Source organism: Martelella radicis, from assembly GCF_014196625.1.
GTDB lineage: Bacteria > Pseudomonadota > Alphaproteobacteria > Rhizobiales > Rhizobiaceae > Martelella > Martelella radicis.
Window position 1 is genome coordinate 60,762 of the sequence record NZ_JACIDZ010000016.1, and the last position, 15,478, is coordinate 76,239.

14 protein-coding genes and 2 pseudogenes are annotated in these 15,478 nt (G+C 63.4%); 4 read left to right on the forward strand and 12 right to left on the reverse strand.

Going from position 1 to position 15,478, the window contains the following annotated elements; all coding sequences use genetic code 11:
- Positions 1–13: 13 nt before the first annotated feature.
- The gene (locus tag GGR30_RS19745; protein ID WP_183490187.1) at positions 14–697 is read left to right on the forward strand and encodes an outer membrane protein; all 684 of its coding nucleotides are present in this window, start codon (positions 14–16) and stop codon (positions 695–697) included.
- Positions 698–778: 81 nt separating this feature from the next.
- On the opposite strand, the gene GGR30_RS19750 is transcribed toward GGR30_RS19745, so the two are convergent.
- The 7 genes and pseudogenes from GGR30_RS19750 to hisS all read right to left on the reverse strand — a co-directional run bounded on the left by GGR30_RS19750 (position 779) and on the right by hisS (position 6,796).
- Positions 779–1,276, reverse strand: a complete 498-nt coding sequence (locus tag GGR30_RS19750) for a YciE/YciF ferroxidase family protein (protein ID WP_183490190.1) — start codon at positions 1,274–1,276, stop codon at positions 779–781.
- Between the two features lie 151 nt (positions 1,277–1,427).
- Positions 1,428–2,144, reverse strand: a complete 717-nt coding sequence (locus GGR30_RS19755; RefSeq protein ID WP_183490193.1) for a glutathione S-transferase N-terminal domain-containing protein — start codon at positions 2,142–2,144, stop codon at positions 1,428–1,430.
- Between the two features lie 187 nt (positions 2,145–2,331).
- Entirely contained in the window at positions 2,332–3,021 is a 690-nt protein-coding gene (gene hisG, locus GGR30_RS19760; RefSeq protein ID WP_183490195.1) for an ATP phosphoribosyltransferase, read from the reverse strand.
- Entirely contained in the window at positions 3,018–4,145 is a 1,128-nt protein-coding gene (locus tag GGR30_RS19765) for an ATP phosphoribosyltransferase regulatory subunit (RefSeq protein WP_183490315.1), read from the reverse strand. Before GGR30_RS19765 ends, hisG begins: the two co-directional genes overlap by 4 nt.
- Before the next feature lie 313 nt (positions 4,146–4,458).
- Positions 4,459–4,608, reverse strand: a pseudogene (locus GGR30_RS19770) (VOC family protein); the annotation flags it as partial.
- A gap of 238 nt (positions 4,609–4,846) precedes the next feature.
- Positions 4,847–4,978: pseudogene (locus GGR30_RS23615) on the reverse strand (VOC family protein); the annotation flags it as partial.
- A gap of 237 nt (positions 4,979–5,215) precedes the next feature.
- The gene (hisS, locus tag GGR30_RS19780) at positions 5,216–6,796 is read right to left on the reverse strand and encodes a histidine--tRNA ligase (protein ID WP_183490198.1); all 1,581 of its coding nucleotides are present in this window, start codon (positions 6,794–6,796) and stop codon (positions 5,216–5,218) included.
- Between the two features lie 151 nt (positions 6,797–6,947).
- Between hisS and GGR30_RS19785 the strand changes: the two genes are divergently transcribed.
- Positions 6,948–7,616 carry a DNA-3-methyladenine glycosylase I gene (locus GGR30_RS19785; RefSeq protein WP_183490201.1) on the forward strand — a complete coding sequence of 223 codons (669 nt, stop codon included), beginning with the start codon at positions 6,948–6,950 and terminating at the stop codon, positions 7,614–7,616.
- Between the two features lie 5 nt (positions 7,617–7,621).
- On the opposite strand, the gene GGR30_RS19790 is transcribed toward GGR30_RS19785, so the two are convergent.
- On the reverse strand, positions 7,622–8,506 hold the full coding sequence (locus tag GGR30_RS19790) for a LysR family transcriptional regulator (protein ID WP_183490318.1): 885 nt from the start codon (positions 8,504–8,506) through the stop codon (positions 7,622–7,624).
- 101 nt (positions 8,507–8,607) lie between these two features.
- Here GGR30_RS19790 and GGR30_RS19795 point away from each other — a divergent pair, with 101 nt between their 5' ends.
- On the forward strand, positions 8,608–9,657 hold the full coding sequence (locus GGR30_RS19795; RefSeq protein WP_183490204.1) for a YeiH family protein: 1,050 nt from the start codon (positions 8,608–8,610) through the stop codon (positions 9,655–9,657).
- Here GGR30_RS19795 and GGR30_RS19800 read toward each other — a convergent pair.
- The 3 genes from GGR30_RS19800 to GGR30_RS19810 all read right to left on the reverse strand — a co-directional run bounded on the left by GGR30_RS19800 (position 9,654) and on the right by GGR30_RS19810 (position 12,757).
- Positions 9,654–10,301, reverse strand: coding sequence for a DNA-3-methyladenine glycosylase I (locus tag GGR30_RS19800; protein WP_246414047.1), 648 nt, complete (start codon positions 10,299–10,301; stop codon positions 9,654–9,656). The two genes, GGR30_RS19795 and GGR30_RS19800, sit on opposite strands and share 4 nt — an antisense overlap.
- 93 nt (positions 10,302–10,394) lie before the next feature.
- Positions 10,395–11,732, reverse strand: coding sequence for a DUF8173 domain-containing protein (locus tag GGR30_RS19805; RefSeq protein ID WP_183490209.1), 1,338 nt, complete (start codon positions 11,730–11,732; stop codon positions 10,395–10,397).
- Positions 11,733–11,857: 125 nt separating this feature from the next.
- Positions 11,858–12,757 (reverse strand): hydrogen peroxide-inducible genes activator, encoded by a 900-nt coding sequence (locus GGR30_RS19810; protein ID WP_183490212.1) that lies wholly within the window; start codon positions 12,755–12,757, stop codon positions 11,858–11,860.
- 160 nt (positions 12,758–12,917) lie between these two features.
- Here GGR30_RS19810 and katA point away from each other — a divergent pair, with 160 nt between their 5' ends.
- On the forward strand, positions 12,918–14,417 hold the full coding sequence (gene katA, locus GGR30_RS19815) for a catalase KatA (RefSeq protein ID WP_183490215.1): 1,500 nt from the start codon (positions 12,918–12,920) through the stop codon (positions 14,415–14,417).
- A 58-nt stretch (positions 14,418–14,475) separates the two neighbouring features.
- Here katA and GGR30_RS19820 read toward each other — a convergent pair whose 3' ends face one another.
- Positions 14,476–15,384 carry an AraC family transcriptional regulator gene (locus GGR30_RS19820; RefSeq protein ID WP_183490218.1) on the reverse strand — a complete coding sequence of 303 codons (909 nt, stop codon included), beginning with the start codon at positions 15,382–15,384 and terminating at the stop codon, positions 14,476–14,478.
- Between the last annotated feature and the right edge of the window lie 94 nt (positions 15,385–15,478).

Sequence of the window (15,478 nt, forward strand, 5' to 3'; positions counted from 1 at the left end):
GTGAACTCTTAAGATGAAAGCATATCTTCTGGCGCTTGTCGCCGCAGCGTCCGCTGCTTCCGCTCAGGCTGCCGATCCCATGATTGCCCCGGCCCCGCCGATGCCTGCGGCCTACGACTGGACCGGCGCGTACTTCGGCGCCCAGGGCGGGTATGGCTGGGTCGCCGGCGAAGTGCCTGATGACCTTTTCACCGGAACCAAGACGGAAAGCGCAGACGGCGGGGCTGCGGCTGCGTTTGGCGGCTACTACTACCAGTTCCCCAATGATTTTGTCGTCGGCGTCAACGGCGAGTTTGGCTATAACTGGAATGACAATTCCTACGCCATTGTTTCGCCCTACCCCATCCTGAACGGCCAGAGCGTGACCTTCGGGACCGAGTGGCGGGCAAGCGTGGAGGGAAGCGTCGGCTACGCCTTCAATCGCATTCTCGTCTTCGCAAGCGGCGGCTGGACGGCGACGCGCCTCGAAGGATCGTTCTCGCTCACCGGAAAGAGCTATGACGAAGTGATGAACGGCTGGACGCTCGGCGCCGGCGTCGATTACGCCATCACCGATAACGTCTTTGCCCGCCTGAAGGCGAGCTACAGCGACTATGGCTCCACCGACATCATCACCCAGGCGACCGGCATGGCCGGATTGCCGGACAGCAAATTGAGTCAGGCAAGCCTGATGCTCGGTATCGGTTTCAAGTTCTGAGGTCCCGGCTTTTTCAGAACCCCGAACGTGAAAAAGGGCGGCGTGGCCGCCCTTTCCTTGCCTTTGGTTTCAGGCCATGCCTCACGCCGCATCGGCATGCGCGTTCAGCGACTTTTCGGCGAGCTTGGAAAGCTCCAGATCAGCCGTTGATTCCTGCTCGAAGGTTTCTTCCAGAAGCTTGGCGACATCCTTCTTGCCGAGTTGCTTCGCCCAGGCGATCAACGTCCCGTAGCGGGCCATCTCGTAATGCTCCACGGCCTGGGCGGCCGATATGAGGCCGGCATCGAGCGCTGGCGTATCCTTGAAATCCTCGATGATTTCCTCGCCTTCCTCGATGATGCCCTGAATGGCTTCGCAGGTCTTGCCCCGCGCCGGCTTGCCGAGAAGCTCGAACACCTCCTGCAGGCGTTCGATCTGGCCCTCCGTCTCCTCCCTGTGATTGCGAAAGGCCTCGGCCAGGTCATCCGATTGTGCCGCGCGGGCCATTTTCGGCAGCGCCTTCACGATCTGGCGCTCGGCGAAATAGATATCCTTGAGCGTGTCGAGGAACAGGTCCTCGAGCGTTTTCTGTCTGGTCATGTGATGATCTCCTCGTTGGAAAGCTGTCTTGCTTTCCTGTGCGGGAGAAACGCGGGCCCCAGCGAAACGGTTCCTCACAAAAAACGCGCGCAGATGACAAAAAAGCGCGGCGTGATGGCCGCGCTTTTTGAAACCACTCTGCAGGGCCCGATCAGACCTCTGCCGGCACCGAAAATCCCTTGACGCTGGCAGGTCGGTCCGAGCAGCGTTCGACCCAGGCGGTGACCGCCTTGAAGTCGGAAACCCTCAGAACATCCTCCGCATCGTAGCCGACCGACAGTCCGCGCACCCAGGGAAACAGTGCGATGTCGGCGATCGAATATGCGGAGTAATCCTCGCCCATGATGAACTTGCGATCGCGCAGGCGCCCTTCAAGAACGCCGAGCAGCCGGCGAACTTCCTTCTTGTAGCGCTCCACCGGATAGGGATTGTTGGCGACCTTGTCGGCGGCATATTTGTAGAAGTGGCCGAACTGGCCGAACATCGGGCCGACGCCACCCATCTGGAACATCACCCACTGGATCGTCTCATAGCGGCCGATCGGGTCGTTGGGGATCAGCCTGCCGGTCTTTTCGGCGAGATATAGCAGGATCGCGCCGGACTCGAACAGGCCGACCGGCGTATCTTCCGGGCCGTGCGGATCGATGATCGCCGGGATCTTGTTGTTGGGGTTCAGCGACAGGAACTCCGGCGACATCTGGTCGTCCGTGCCGAAGGACACGCGATGCGCCTCATAGGGCAGTTCGAGCTCCTCAAGCGCGATCGAAATCTTCACGCCATTGGGGGTCGGAAGCGAATAGAGCTGAATGACGTCCGGGTCTTTCGGCGGCCATTTCTGGGTAATCGGGAAATCGGACAAGCGCGACATGGACGCTCCTGAAAATGTTTTGCGGATAAGTGCCAGATGTGCAGTGCGGATTGATTTCGCAAGTCCATGCTTGTCATTAAAACGGCAAAAAGGTGTCATCCGCACGAAAAAATGACGATTCCTCTAAATCGTCACCAAGTATCGGTGGATCAGCCGCGCGCCCGGCAACAAGGGGTTGCGTCGCCTCTTATCCGCGCATCGCCGCGAGAATTTCGCCGATCACCGGATCGCTCTCATGCGAAGGCTTTTTCGCGCGCACGAAGCAGGCCTCCGATTTAAGGATCACGCCATCGGCGAGGATCTTCAGGTGGTTGGCTCTGAGCGTCGAGCCTGTGGAGGTGATATCGACGATGATGTCGGCCTGGCCCGCCATCGGCGCGCCTTCCGTCGCCCCAAGGCTCTCGACAATGCGATAGAGCTGGATGCCGTGCTTCGACGTGAAGAACTGCTGGGTCAGCCGCCAGAACTTCGTCGCGATCGCCAGACGGCGGCCGTGACGGCTGCGGAATTCGGACGCCACGTCATTGAGATCGGCCATCGTGTCGACATCGAGCCAGATCTCCGGCACGGCGACGACCACATCGGCCTGGCCGAAACCGAGGCGGGAGACGAATTCGACCCGGGCATCGGCGTCCGCCACGTTCTCGCGCACCACATCCTCGCCGGTAACCCCGAAATCGACCGCGCCGTTGCCGACCTCGCGCGAAATCTCGGATGCCGAGAGAAAGGCGATCTCGATATCCGGGCGGCCGCGCACCTGGCCGCGATAGGAGCGGTCGTTGCCGTTGGTCTCGACCGGAAAGCCCGCTCTTTCGAGCGCCTGTTCCGCGCCTTCCTTGATCCGGCCCTTGGAGGGCAGCGCGATGGTGACGGTCATGTTTTTTCTCCGGCGCGTTCGATCCGGTCGAGCCACAGCGAGAAGCCGACGGCGGGAATATGATCGCTGGCGCCAAGCAGCGTCAGCAGCCGGTCATAACGGCCGCCGCCCGCCAGAAGCGCGCCGCGCGCGCCGGCCTCGGCGATCTCGAAAACAAGCCCGGTATAGTAGTCCAGCGGACGGCCGAAAGCGGCGCGATAGGTGATCGCGGCCACATCGACGCCGGCCGCCTCAAGCGCCGCGATGCGCGCCTCGAACGCGCCGATCGCCGCGCCGATGTCGAGATCGAATTTTTCCGAAAAGGCCGCAAGCGCCGACGATGCGGCGTCAAGACCGACCTCGAGCGACAGAAAACTCGTCAGCGCCTCCAGCGCATCGGCATCGAGGCTGGTGACGGAAAGCGCGAGCTTCTCCTTCAGTCGCCGCGCGATTTCCTCCGGGCTGCGGCTGGCATTGGTGGAATAGCCGGTGGCCTGCATGGTCTCGTCGATATGGGCAACCAGCCCCGCCTCGTCGCCATCAGCCAGGAAGGCGGCGACGCGACGGTCGAGGCCGGAGACGGGCTGCGGGCGGGCAAGCGTTTCCAGAAGCGCCTCAAGCCGGGCGTGGTTGCCGAAGGCCTGGATCAGCCGTTTCTGCCAGCCACCGGGAAGCCCGAGCGCGCGCACCACCGCCTCGAAAATCGCCTGGTCGCCGAGCGTGACGGCAAGAGGCTCGCCCGGCAGGCAGGCGCCAAGCGCTTCCCACGCATCGGCGATGGCGCGGGCATCGGCGGCGGCGACATCGGCCGTGCCGAGATCCTCGATGCCGGCCTGGAAGAACTCGTCCGCCCCGTCCTCGCGCGCCTGGCGGAACACCATGCCGCAATAGGCGTAGCGCATCGGCGTGCCGGCATTTTCGGCGATGTGACGGCGGCAGACGGGAATGGTGAATTCCGGGCGCAGGCAGAGGCTCTCGCCCGTCTCGCTCTCGGTCATGAAGATGCGGCGGCGCAGCGCCTCGCCGGTCATGTCCAGAAACGGCGCGGCGGGCTGGATCAGCGGCGTGTCGGTCAGGACCGTTTCGCGCGCGGCAAAGACGGAAAGGATCGCGTCGGCGCAATCCGGCAGGCTGGTGGACGGCATCATTGTCCCATCATCATTCAAGTTGGTGCATCCGATGACCATCCTTTGCGGCAAAAGTCAACGCATGGGCGGTGATGAATGGCGTTTTGGTGGCAGGGTTCGGTTTAGCCTGTTCTGGTTGCTGCGCCGAGGAGACCCCCGTTCCTGCGGCTACCACCGGAACTCCCGTGCTTTCCTTCCGTCATGCCGGGCTTGACCCGGCATCTAGGGCGGCACGGCAAGGCGGCAGCGCAAAGCGAATTGGCAAATCAAGTACGACTTCGATCTGCAGCCCTGGATCCCGGCTCAAGGCCGGGATGACGGCTCCGGGATTGCCGCGCTCGAACCAGCACCCGCCGCGCGCCTTCAGATTATCAGGCTTTTCCGCCTCCGGCACGCCAAGCACGCCGGCATAAAACGCCCGCGCCTCGTCTTCCCGGCCCTCGGGCATGGCGAGCTGGATGTGGTGGATGGATTTCAGCATGGCGGCTTCCCCTTGTGAGAGCGGCATTCGGCCCCCGCAGATGCGATGGCCCCATGGGCGAGCATGCCCACCAGACAATCTCCCCCCTTGAGGGGGAGATGTCGCGAACGCGACAGAGGGGGGTATGGAGCGCTGGCTGCCAGTTCTGAATCTGTCGAGGAGCTTCACCCCCCTCTGCCCCTGTCGGGGCATCTCCCCCTCAAGGGGGGAGATTATGAGAGCATGCTCCGTTCCGTTACCCGCCGCGCGTCTTCAGATTATCAGGCTTTTCCGCCTCCGGCACGCCAAGAACGCCGGCATAAAACGCCCGCGCCTCGTCTTCCCGACCCTCGGGCATGGCGAGCTGGATGTGGTGGATGGATTTCAGCATGGCGGCTTCCCCTCGTGAGAATGGCGTCTGCCCCCAAAGATGCGATGGCCCCATGGGCGAGCATGCCCACCAGACAATCTCCCCCCTTGAGGGAGAGATGTCGCGATCGCGACAGAGGGGGGTATGGAGCGCTGGCCGCCAGTTCTGAATCTGTCGAGGAGCTTCACCCCCTCTGCCACTGTCGGGGCATCTCCCCTCAAGGGGGAGATTGTGAGAGCATCTACCTGCCCCGCTCAGCTACCCCGCCCGCCGCCGGTCCTCCGCCTGCGCGTCCAGCATCTGGCGCACCTTCGCCACCAGATCGCCTTCCGGCACGGTTTCCTGCGCCACGCGGGCCTCGCGCCATTCGGCATTGTCCTCGATCTCGCCGGACAAGCGCTTGCCCTCGATCAGGTCCTTGATCTGGACGACGCCCTCGGCGCGCTCGTCGCCGCCCTGGATGATGGCGATGGGGCAGCCGCGGCGGTCGGCATATTTGAGCTGGTTGCCGAATTTCTTCCAGTTGCCCTGATACATCTCGGCGCGGATGCCGGCTTTACGTAGTTCCTGCGTCATCTTCTGATAACGGCCCATGGCCTCCGCATCGCCATCCATGACGGTGACGAGCACCGGCTCGATCACCTCGGAGGCGCCGAGCTTGCCGAGATTCTTCAGCGCCGTCATCAGCCGCGACACGCCGATGGAAAAGCCCGTCGCCGGAACCGGCTGGCCCATGAAGCGCGACACCAGCCCGTCATACCGCCCGCCGCCGCCGACCGAACCGAACACGACCTTTTCACCCTTTTCATTGGTGACATCGAAGGTGAGTTCGGCTTCGTAGACGGGACCGGTGTAGTACTCGAGACCACGGACGACGGAGGGGTCGATTTTGATGCGGTCCGCAGAATACCCCGCTGCATCGAACATGATCTGCATGTCCAGCAACTCTCTCATACCCGCGCTGAGCGCACCATAATCCGACGGAAGTTGATGCTCAGGCAGGGCTTCGAAGCCGGGGAGCAATACCCTATTCCAGCTGAAAGAACCATCTTCTGAACGTTTAAGCTTGAGCTGAGAGGTTAGGAATCCAAGCAATTGATTTGCCTGTATTTCGCCCAACCCAGCACCTTTCGTGAAATCCCCCTTACCTTCTTCACCGCCATCCCATCTGCCGGTACGGAGCAGCTTTTTGACTTCGTCGATCGGAAACTTATCCAGCTTGTCGATCGCTCTGAGCACCGTCAGCCGCTGCCCGGCATTCTCCTCGCCGCCAAGGCCAATCGCCTCCAGCACGCCATCCAGCACCTTGCGGTTATTCACCCGGATCACATAATCCCCGCGCGGAATGCCGAGAGCTTCCATGGTGTCGGCCATCATCATGCACATTTCGGCATCCGTCTGGACGCCGGGGGCGCCGACGACGTCGGCGTCGAACTGCATGAACTGGCGGAAGCGGCCGGGGCCCGGCTTTTCGTTGCGGAACACATAGCCGGCGCGATAGGTGCGGTAGGGAAGCTGGATGTCGTTGAAATTTTCGGCGACATGACGGGCGAGCGGGGCCGTCAGGTCGTAGCGGAGCGACATCCACTGGTCGTCATCATCGGTCAGCGAGAACACACCCTCGTTCGGCCGGTCCTGGTCGGGCAGGAATTTTCCCAACGCATCGGTATATTCGAACAGCGGCGTTTCCACCGGATCAAAGCCGTAATTCTCGTAGACCGCCTTGATCTTCGCCGTCATTTCCTCGGTGGCGCGGATATCGGCAGCCGAGCGGTCGACAAAGCCGCGCGGCAGGCGGGCCTTCAGTTTCTGCGGCTTCTTTTTCTTCTTGTCGCTCATGGGATCATGTCTCTCGGTCAAAATCTGGCGCAGTCTTAGAAGATGCGCGCCCGTGCGGCAAGGCTTTGCAGCGCAAAGAGGCGGCAGGTCCGGCTTTCCAAACGCGGCGAAAGCCGTATTCTGCCGGCAGCGAAACCGGAGGGGCGACGACATGCATTCCTTTGACGAGATTTTTGCCATCGCGGCGGAGCGGAAAGGCGGCGCCGAGGTCGTGGAGGCGGCGCTTCAGCGCCCTGCCCCGGCTGCGGAAATCCGCGACCGGCCGGATGACCGTTACCTCTCGATGATGACCCGCTCAATCTTCAATGCCGGCTTCAACTGGAAGGTCGTCGATGCCATGTGGCCGGGTTTCGAGGCAGCTTTTGAAGGCTTCGATATCGGCCATTGCCTGATGCTGCATGACGAGGATTTCGAGCGGCTGGTGTCCGACACACGCATCGTCCGCCACGGCCAGAAGATCCGGGCTGTGCAGGAAAATGCCCGTTTCATCGCCGCCCTTGCCGAAGAGCATGGCTCGGCGGGCGCGTTTTTCGCCGGCTGGCCGGCAGAAGACTATGTCGGCCTGCTCGACGTGCTGAAGAAGCGCGGCACCCGGCTCGGCGGCAATACCGGGCAATATTTCCTGCGCTTTTCCGGCGTCGACAGTTTCGTGCTGTCCGCAAGCGTCATCAACCGGCTGATCGCCGAGGGCGTGATCGACAAGCCGCCGTCATCGAAATCATCCATGGCGGCGGTGCAGAAGGCATTCAATGCCTGGCGCGCCCAGTCCGGCCGCTCGCTCACCGAAATCTCCCGCGTTCTTGCCTTCAGCATCGACTGACCGGCTCAGGCATCAAGCGAGAAGGCGACGAGCTCGGTCGCGGCCTTGCTGAGATGCCTCTCCCTGTGGCGCAGAAGCTGGAACGACCGCGACGGCAGGTCGAAATTGACCCGTTTCAGTCCGCCCGAGGCCAGCCAGGGGGCGGCAACCGCCCCGGAAATCGCCGTCGCCGCATGGCCGGAGCGCACGGCAGACAGCACCGCCTCGTTCGAGGGCAGCACCATCACCACGTTGAGGTCTTCGGGCGCAATGCCGAAATCGGCCATGGCGTGTTCAAACTCGAAGCGGGTGCCGGAGCCCTCCTCGCGCAGCACGAAGGCCACCTGCCGGGCAAGCTCGCCGGGCGTCACCGGCCGCCCGTCTGCCAGTGGATGGGTGGGCGCGACCACCACCATCAGCGCGTCGTCGGTCAGGTGACGCTTGGCCAGCAGCGGATTGTCGAGCGTGCCCTCGATATAACCAAGCTCCGCCTCGCCGCCGGCAACGGCCTCGGCCACAGCCATGGTGTTGCCGATCGCAAGCTTGAGTTCGATGCCGGGATAGCGCGCGTGAAAGCGCATCAGCACCTGCGGCAGCCAATAGCTGGCAATCGTCTGGCTGGCGAAGACCGAAAGAGCCCCGCGCTCCAGCCCGCCGAGCTCGCCCAGCACGCGTTCGGCGGACCGCACCCGCGCGAGCGTTGCCCGCGCCTCTTCCAGAAACGCCCTCCCCTCCGCCGTCAGCACGATGCCGCGCCCGACGCGATCGAACAGCGTGACGGAATAGAAATCCTCCAGCTTGCGAATGGCGCTGGAAACGGCCGACGGGGTCAGATGCAGCGCTTCGGCCGCCCGCGTCAGGTGCTCTCGCTCGGCAACCGCGACGAAGACCACCAATTGTTCAAGGGTCATCATGGCTAAACATTCTATTTTATCGAACGAAACGTCAATTATTATTCGATGGAAGGCGACATTTGAGCATGACATGCTTTGCGCAACACAGGATCCTCCCCATGCGCATCGCCGTCGAAACCGAACAAACCCATCCCTGGACCGGACGCTTCATCTCGCTCGCGCCCGGCATCCTGCTCTCCTGCATTGTCGCGCTGGCGGCCTTCGGGCTGGAAGCGGTCGAGGTGCGCCTGACCGAACATCGCTTCATCGAAAACCTGGTGCTCGCCATCCTCATCGGCACGGCCATCCGCTCGCTCGTCTATCTGCCGGCAGCCTTCAATGCCGGCATCCGTTTCTGCGAGAAATTCGTGCTGGAAGTGGCGATCGTGCTGCTCGGCGCGTCGATCAGCGTTCAGGCGCTGAAAGCCGCCGGCCCGGCCCTGGTGCTCGGCATCGTCTTCACCGTGATTGCCGCCATCGCCATTTCCTACGGCATCGGCCGCGGCCTCGGGCTGAAACACAAGCTCGCCACGCTGGTCGCCTGCGGCAATTCCATCTGCGGCAATTCGGCGATCGCGGCGGCCGCCCCGGTGATCGACGCGGAGCCGGAGGATATCGCCTCCGCCATCGCCTTCACCGCCGTTCTCGGCGTCATCATGGTGCTGGCGCTTCCGCTTGCCCTGGTCGGCCTCGGGCTCACCGCGCCGCAATATGGCGTGCTGTCGGGACTGACCGTCTATGCCGTGCCGCAGGTGCTGGCCGCGGCCCAGCCGGGCGGGGTGATTGCCGTGCAGACAGGCACGCTGGTCAAGCTCATCCGGGTGATGATGCTCGGCCCCGTGCTCTTCGCGCTCGGCATGACCGCGCGCGCCGCATCAAGCGGGACAGGCGCGAAAGTGAAGCTGAAGCATATCGCTCCGTGGTTCATCATCGGCTTTGCCCTGATGATGGCGATGCGCTCGGCCGGCGCCATTCCGGAAGGCTTCGTGCAGCCGCTCGCCCACACCTCCAACGCGCTCACCGTGCTCGCCATGGCGGCACTCGGGCTTTCGGTCGACATCCGCTCGCTAGGCCGCGCCGGCGGCCGGGTGATCGCCACCGCGATCCTGTCGATCGGCGTGCTGACGGCCATCGCGCTCGGCCTGATCTTCGTGCTGCAGATCGGCTAATCTGATGGGAGCGCCGGGCGAACCAGTTCCGCCCTCAGCCTCTCCACCTCGCCACGGCAGCAGCAGCCCTCGATATGGTCGTTGACGAGGCCCATGGCCTGCATGAAGGCATAGACCGTGGTCGGGCCGACGAATTTCCAGCCGCGCTTCTTCAGTTCCTTCGATATGCGGACGGAAACCGGCGTGGTCGGATTGGCCTGCAATGTCTTGAGATCGACGATGGCTGGCCGTTCTTCCGCACCCGGTTCACGCGCCCAGAACCAGGCCGCAAGCGAACCGAACTCGCGCTCCATTTCGATGGCGCGGGCGGCGTTGTTGATCGTCGCCTCGATCTTGCCGCGATGACGGATGATTCCGGCATTGCCGAGCAGCCGTTCGATATCGGCCTCGGTGAAAAGCGCGACCTTGTGAAAATCGAACCCTTCGAAGGCCGCGCGGAAATTCTCGCGCTTCCTCAGGATCGTTAGCCATGAGAGCCCCGACTGAAAACCCTCCAGGCAGATCTTCTCGAACAGCCGGAAATCGTCGGTGGCGGGCCTGCCCCACTCGGCGTCGTGATAGGCAAGATAGTCCGGCAGATTGCCGTGCCAGGCGCAACGCCTGCGCCCATCCTCGCCTTCGATGAGGCCGGCTATCTCGGTCATTGCGCTCTCCATCCATCCTGATTCGTCGATGCGCTCAGGAAAGACCGGCGCGGGGCCCGTGGCAAGCCGGACCCCGCTGTTTCAGAACCGGCGTTAGATCTTCGGGTCGAAGGATCCGTCGCTCGCCGGCGAACCGTCGGCCGGCTTGTCCTCCACCGCTGCCGGAGACGCAGGCGCGCTGCCGCTCTCCGCGCGGCGCGCCATCATGCCCTTGCCGCAGACGGCGGCGATGGCGCCGAGGCCGATCAGCACCACGGCGAGATTGATGATCCAGCCGAAGAACCAGAGGTAATGCGTCATCGACAACAGCACGATGCCTGCCGCGGTCGCCAGCAGCTTGTTCGTCAGCGATGGCGAAATCGGCTTGATCTTCGACAGGATGCCCCAGGCGAGGGCGTAGGCCGCAACCAGGTAGGACAATATACAGGCCGCGACGATCAGCAGGATCACGAAGGGAATGAGAACGATACCGACAATGGTGATGGCGGCCACCGGCACCGCGCCGACCAGCATGGATAGCGCCAGGAAGCCGTAGCAGAGCGAGGCAAAGGGCTTCGCCATCAGCCGCGCCCTGATCGTCTCGGTGCGCGCCGGCGCGAAGTTGAAGAAGATCGCGGCGATGATGACGTAGGCGATCAGCGTGACGAGGAAACCTGCAAGCAGCGCCCAGACATTGTCATCGTCGTGTCCGAAGGTCTTCTCTCCGGCGACCTTGACCGCTTCCTTTCCGGCCGCGATTTCGGCTGCCGTGCGCACCGCGCCGTTTTCGCGCAGGTCGTGAAGCGCCTCGCCCGCCGCCGTCATCTGGGCCAGCGACGAAAGCGCCGCGCCGGCGATGCGGCGATGCGTGACGCGGTCGGCCGAAATCACGCTTTCGGGAATTTCGACATCCGTGGGTCCGACATAGGAGAGCAGGCCGCTAATCTTCGCGTTCGGGCCGAAGGTCAGGTTGTCGACGGCCAGCATCACGTCGCCGGTGATCTCGGTGTTGATGGTGATGTCCTGAGCAACCGCCAGCAGGCTGCCGGCAAGGTCGGAGTCAATCTCGATCGTGCGGGCGGCGATGCGGCTGTTGCCGCCGATCGTGGCGTTCTTTTCGAGCGAGACCGAATAGCCGGAGGCCGAAAGGTCACCGCCGACCGGCCCGTCGACCGTGATCCAGAAGCCTGCCGCGTAGAGATCGCCGGAAACCGGCGCGTCAACGCTGACATGGCCGCCGGCGATATGGGCGTCCTTGGTCACCGCCGCGTCAATGGAGGCGGAGAACCCGGAAACGAAGGCGCTGCGGCCGCTGTCCGTGTCCAGATTGGCGGTCTGGCCGCTGACATATGTGTCGCCGCCGAACACCATGAAATCGTCGTCAGCCAGTGCGGTTGCCGGCAGAAGCGCCAGCGTGGCGGCCGCGACCCACCGAATTGTCTTGTCCATCATGATGTCCCTCTCGTCATCCCTTGCGCCACCCCCGGCGCTTGTGCCCGCAATCATGCCGTGTCTTGCGCAAAATAGCCATGACCGCCGACAAGGCGATGACAGAAATCCCGGCGTTTGCCGAAAAATCAGCCGTGCCGGTCGTCTCGGCAGGCGATCACGGCCTCGGCAAGCGCCGAAAAATCATCCGTGCGCTTGTCCGAGCGCCGCCAGGCGAGGCCGATGGCGCGCGACGGCACCGGCTCGGCGAAGGGTAGGATCGTAAGCGCGGTGCGCGCGGTCTCCGCCGGGATCGCCATTTCGGGGATCAGCGTCATGCCCATGTCGTTCGCCACCATCTGCAGAAGCGTTGTCATCGACGTCGCCCCGACATTGACGATGGACCGGCGCGGCGTGCGCGCGCAAAGCGCCAATGCCTGGTCGCGCAGACAGTGCCCCTCTTCCAGCAGCAGCAGCCGGTCCGGCACGATGCTGGCCTCCGTCAGCGGCGAGGCCAGGATGGTGGTGTTGTTGCGCGCCACCGCCATGAAGAACCGGTCGTCGAACAGTTTCTGCGCCGCGAGCCCGTCGCGCTCCAGCGGCAGAGCGGCGACAACAGCATCCAGCGCGCCATCTTCGAGATCCTCGAGCAGGCGGTCGGTCACCGCTTCCTTGAGCGCGATCTCGGCGTCGGGAAACCGCGCGTTCAGATAGGGCACGAGCTTCGGGATGAGATAGGGCGCCACCGTCGGAATCAGCCCGAGGGAAAACGGGCCGGAAAGCGGCGCGGCCGATGGCCTTGCCGCGCGCTCCAGTTCGGCCATGGCGGAAAGCACCGTGCCGGCATGGGCAAGCACCCGCCTGCCCTCCCGCGTCAGAAGGATCTGCCGTCTGCCGCGCTCCACCAGGCGCGCGCCGAGATCGGCCTCCATCTCCATGATCTGGGCAGAGAGCGCCGGCTGGCTGACATGAACGGCGGCGGCGGCCCGGCCGAAATGGCCTTCGCGCGCCAGCGCCTCGAAATAGCGAAGTTGTCTCAGGGTGACCATAGGAAATACTTATCGTAAAATACGGAAATCACAATTGGAAATTATCTCACCTCGGTGCGAAGATTTCCGCCAAGAAGAAAGATTTCCGGCGCGCCACCGGAAAGGCCCCTCGAGTGGCCGAAAGTCAGCCAGGAAAACAGGCGACAAGAAGGAGGAAATCATGACCGACAAGAAACCGACATTGACCACGACGGCGGGTGCTGCCCTGCCCGACAACCAGAATTCGATGACCGCCGGCCCGCGCGGCGGGGTGATGATCCAGGACTACCAGCTGATCGAAAAGCTCGCCCACCAGAACCGCGAGCGCATCCCCGAGCGCGTGGTCCACGCCAAGGGCTGGGGCGCCTTCGGCACGCTGAAGATCACCGGCGACATCTCGAAATACACCAAGGCCAAGTGTCTCCAGCCGGGCGCGGAAACGCCGATGCTCGCCCGGTTCTCCACCGTTGCCGGCGAACAGGGCGCGGCGGACGCCGAGCGCGACGTGCGCGGCTTCGCCCTGAAATTCTACACCGAGGACGGCAACTGGGACCTCGTCGGCAACAACACGCCGGTGTTCTTCGTCCGCGACCCCTACAAGTTCCCCGACTTCATCCACACGCAGAAGCGCCACCCGCGCACCAATCTCAGATCGCCGAAGGCGATGTGGGACTTCTGGTCGTTGTCGCCGGAAAGCCTGCACCAGGTGACGATCCTGATGTCGGATCGCGGCATCCCGGTCGACCCGACCTTCATGAACGGCTATGGCTCGCACACCTATTCGCTGTGGAATGAAGCCGGCGAACGCTTCTGGGTCAAGTTCCACTTCAAGACGGAACAGGGCCACAAGCACTTTACCAATGACGAAGCGGAAAAGCTGATCGGCAAGAGCCGCGAGACCTATCAGGAAGCCCTGTTCGACAAGGTCGAGACCGGCAACTACCCGCGTTGGAAGGTCCAGGTGCAGATCATGCCGGAGGCCGACGCCGACAAGACGCCCTACAATCCGTTCGACCTTACCAAGGTCTGGCCACACAGCGACTATCCGCCGATCGACATCGGCGTGATGGAGCTCAACCGCAACGCCGACAATTACTTCGCGGAAATCGAACAGGCGGCGTTCTCGCCCTCCAACATCGTGCCCGGCATCTCGCATTCGCCGGACAAGATGCTGCAGGCGCGCATCTTCTCCTATGCCGATGCCCACCGCTATCGCCTCGGCACGCATTACGAGGCCCTGCCGGTCAACGCGCCGAAATGTCCGGTCCATCACTATCACAAGGATGGCCAGATGAACTTCTTCGGCCAGAAGACCGGAGTGACGGATGCCTATTACGAGCCGAACAGCATGGGCGGCCCTGTCGAGGACAAGTCGGCGATGGAGCCGCCGCTCGCCATCGAAGGCGACATGGGCCGGTTCAACCATCGTGAAGGCAATGACGACTTTTCCCAGCCGCGCGCGCTGTTCGAACTGTTCGATGATGGCCAGAAGGCGCGTCTCTTCGACAATATCGCGGCGGCCATGGGCGGCGTTCCGGGCGAGATCATCGAGCGTCAGCTGGCGCTCTTCAAACAGGTCCACCCGGACTATGAAGCCGGCGTGCGCGCCGCGCTGAAGGAAGCCCATGGCTACGAGGCCAACGCGATCTCGACGCCGGGCACGCCGAACGCGGCGGAGTAACCCGCCATCCGATACGCCATAAGGCGAAGGCCGGCGTCCGATGCGCCGGCCTTTCTCGTTATTCGGCCGCCACCCGAGTTTGGGCCCGAGCGAAATGCGCAGGCGCCAGCCCGCTGTGGCGTGTGAAGGCGAGACTGAACGCGCTGGAGGAACCGTAGCCGACGCGTTCCGCGATGGCCGCGACCGACAGATCCCCCTGTGCCAGGAGCTTTTTCGCCAGAGCCATCCGCCAGGCAAAGAGGTATTCCATCGGCGGCACGCCGACGGTCTTGCTGAAGCGGGCAAAAAACGAAGACCGCGACAGCACCGCGAGATCGGCGAGCTCAGCGACAGTCCAATTGCGCTCCGGCGCGCGATGCATGGCGCGGATCGCCTCGGCCAGCCGCGCGTCGCCAAGGCCGCGCAGCAGGCCAGGGGCGGCATCGCAGGCGGCCGTGGACCTGAGGGCTTCGATGAACAGTACCTCCAGCAGGCGTTCGAGCACGACATCGCGCGCCGGACGCCGCGACAGGGTTTCCTCCCGCACCAGCTTGGCAAGAGCCGCGAGGCGGTCTTCGCGCCGTACGATCACGATTTCGGGCAGAAGCGAAACCAGAAGCGACGCATCTTCCGCGCCGAAAACACAGTGGCCGACAAGATACTGGCTCTCCGCCGGGCCGCCCATGCGACCAAGCCGGAGCGCGCCGTTTTCGAGAAGCACCGGCGTCGAAGCAACCGACGGTCGCGTATCGACAGAACTGCTGGTGAACCCGAAGGATGACGGCACCAAGACGAAATCGCCCTGCCGGAGCGTGACCGCCTCCCGCCCATCGGCCTGGAAACGGACCGCCCCCTCAAGAACAAGGCAATAGAAGACCTGTCCGGTCTGTTCGCGGTGTATCAGCCAGGGGCCGGCCGTCGTGACCCATTTCGAATAGGGAGCGCGCGGTTGCAGGAACGAAACAAGATCGGCGAGAGGATCGGACAAACCGGACTTTCTATGATGTAATAGCGATGATCCATTATGGCCCGTCCAGAGCCTTGCGTCTATGGTGCTTCTGTCAGCACGGGTGCTGATCCGT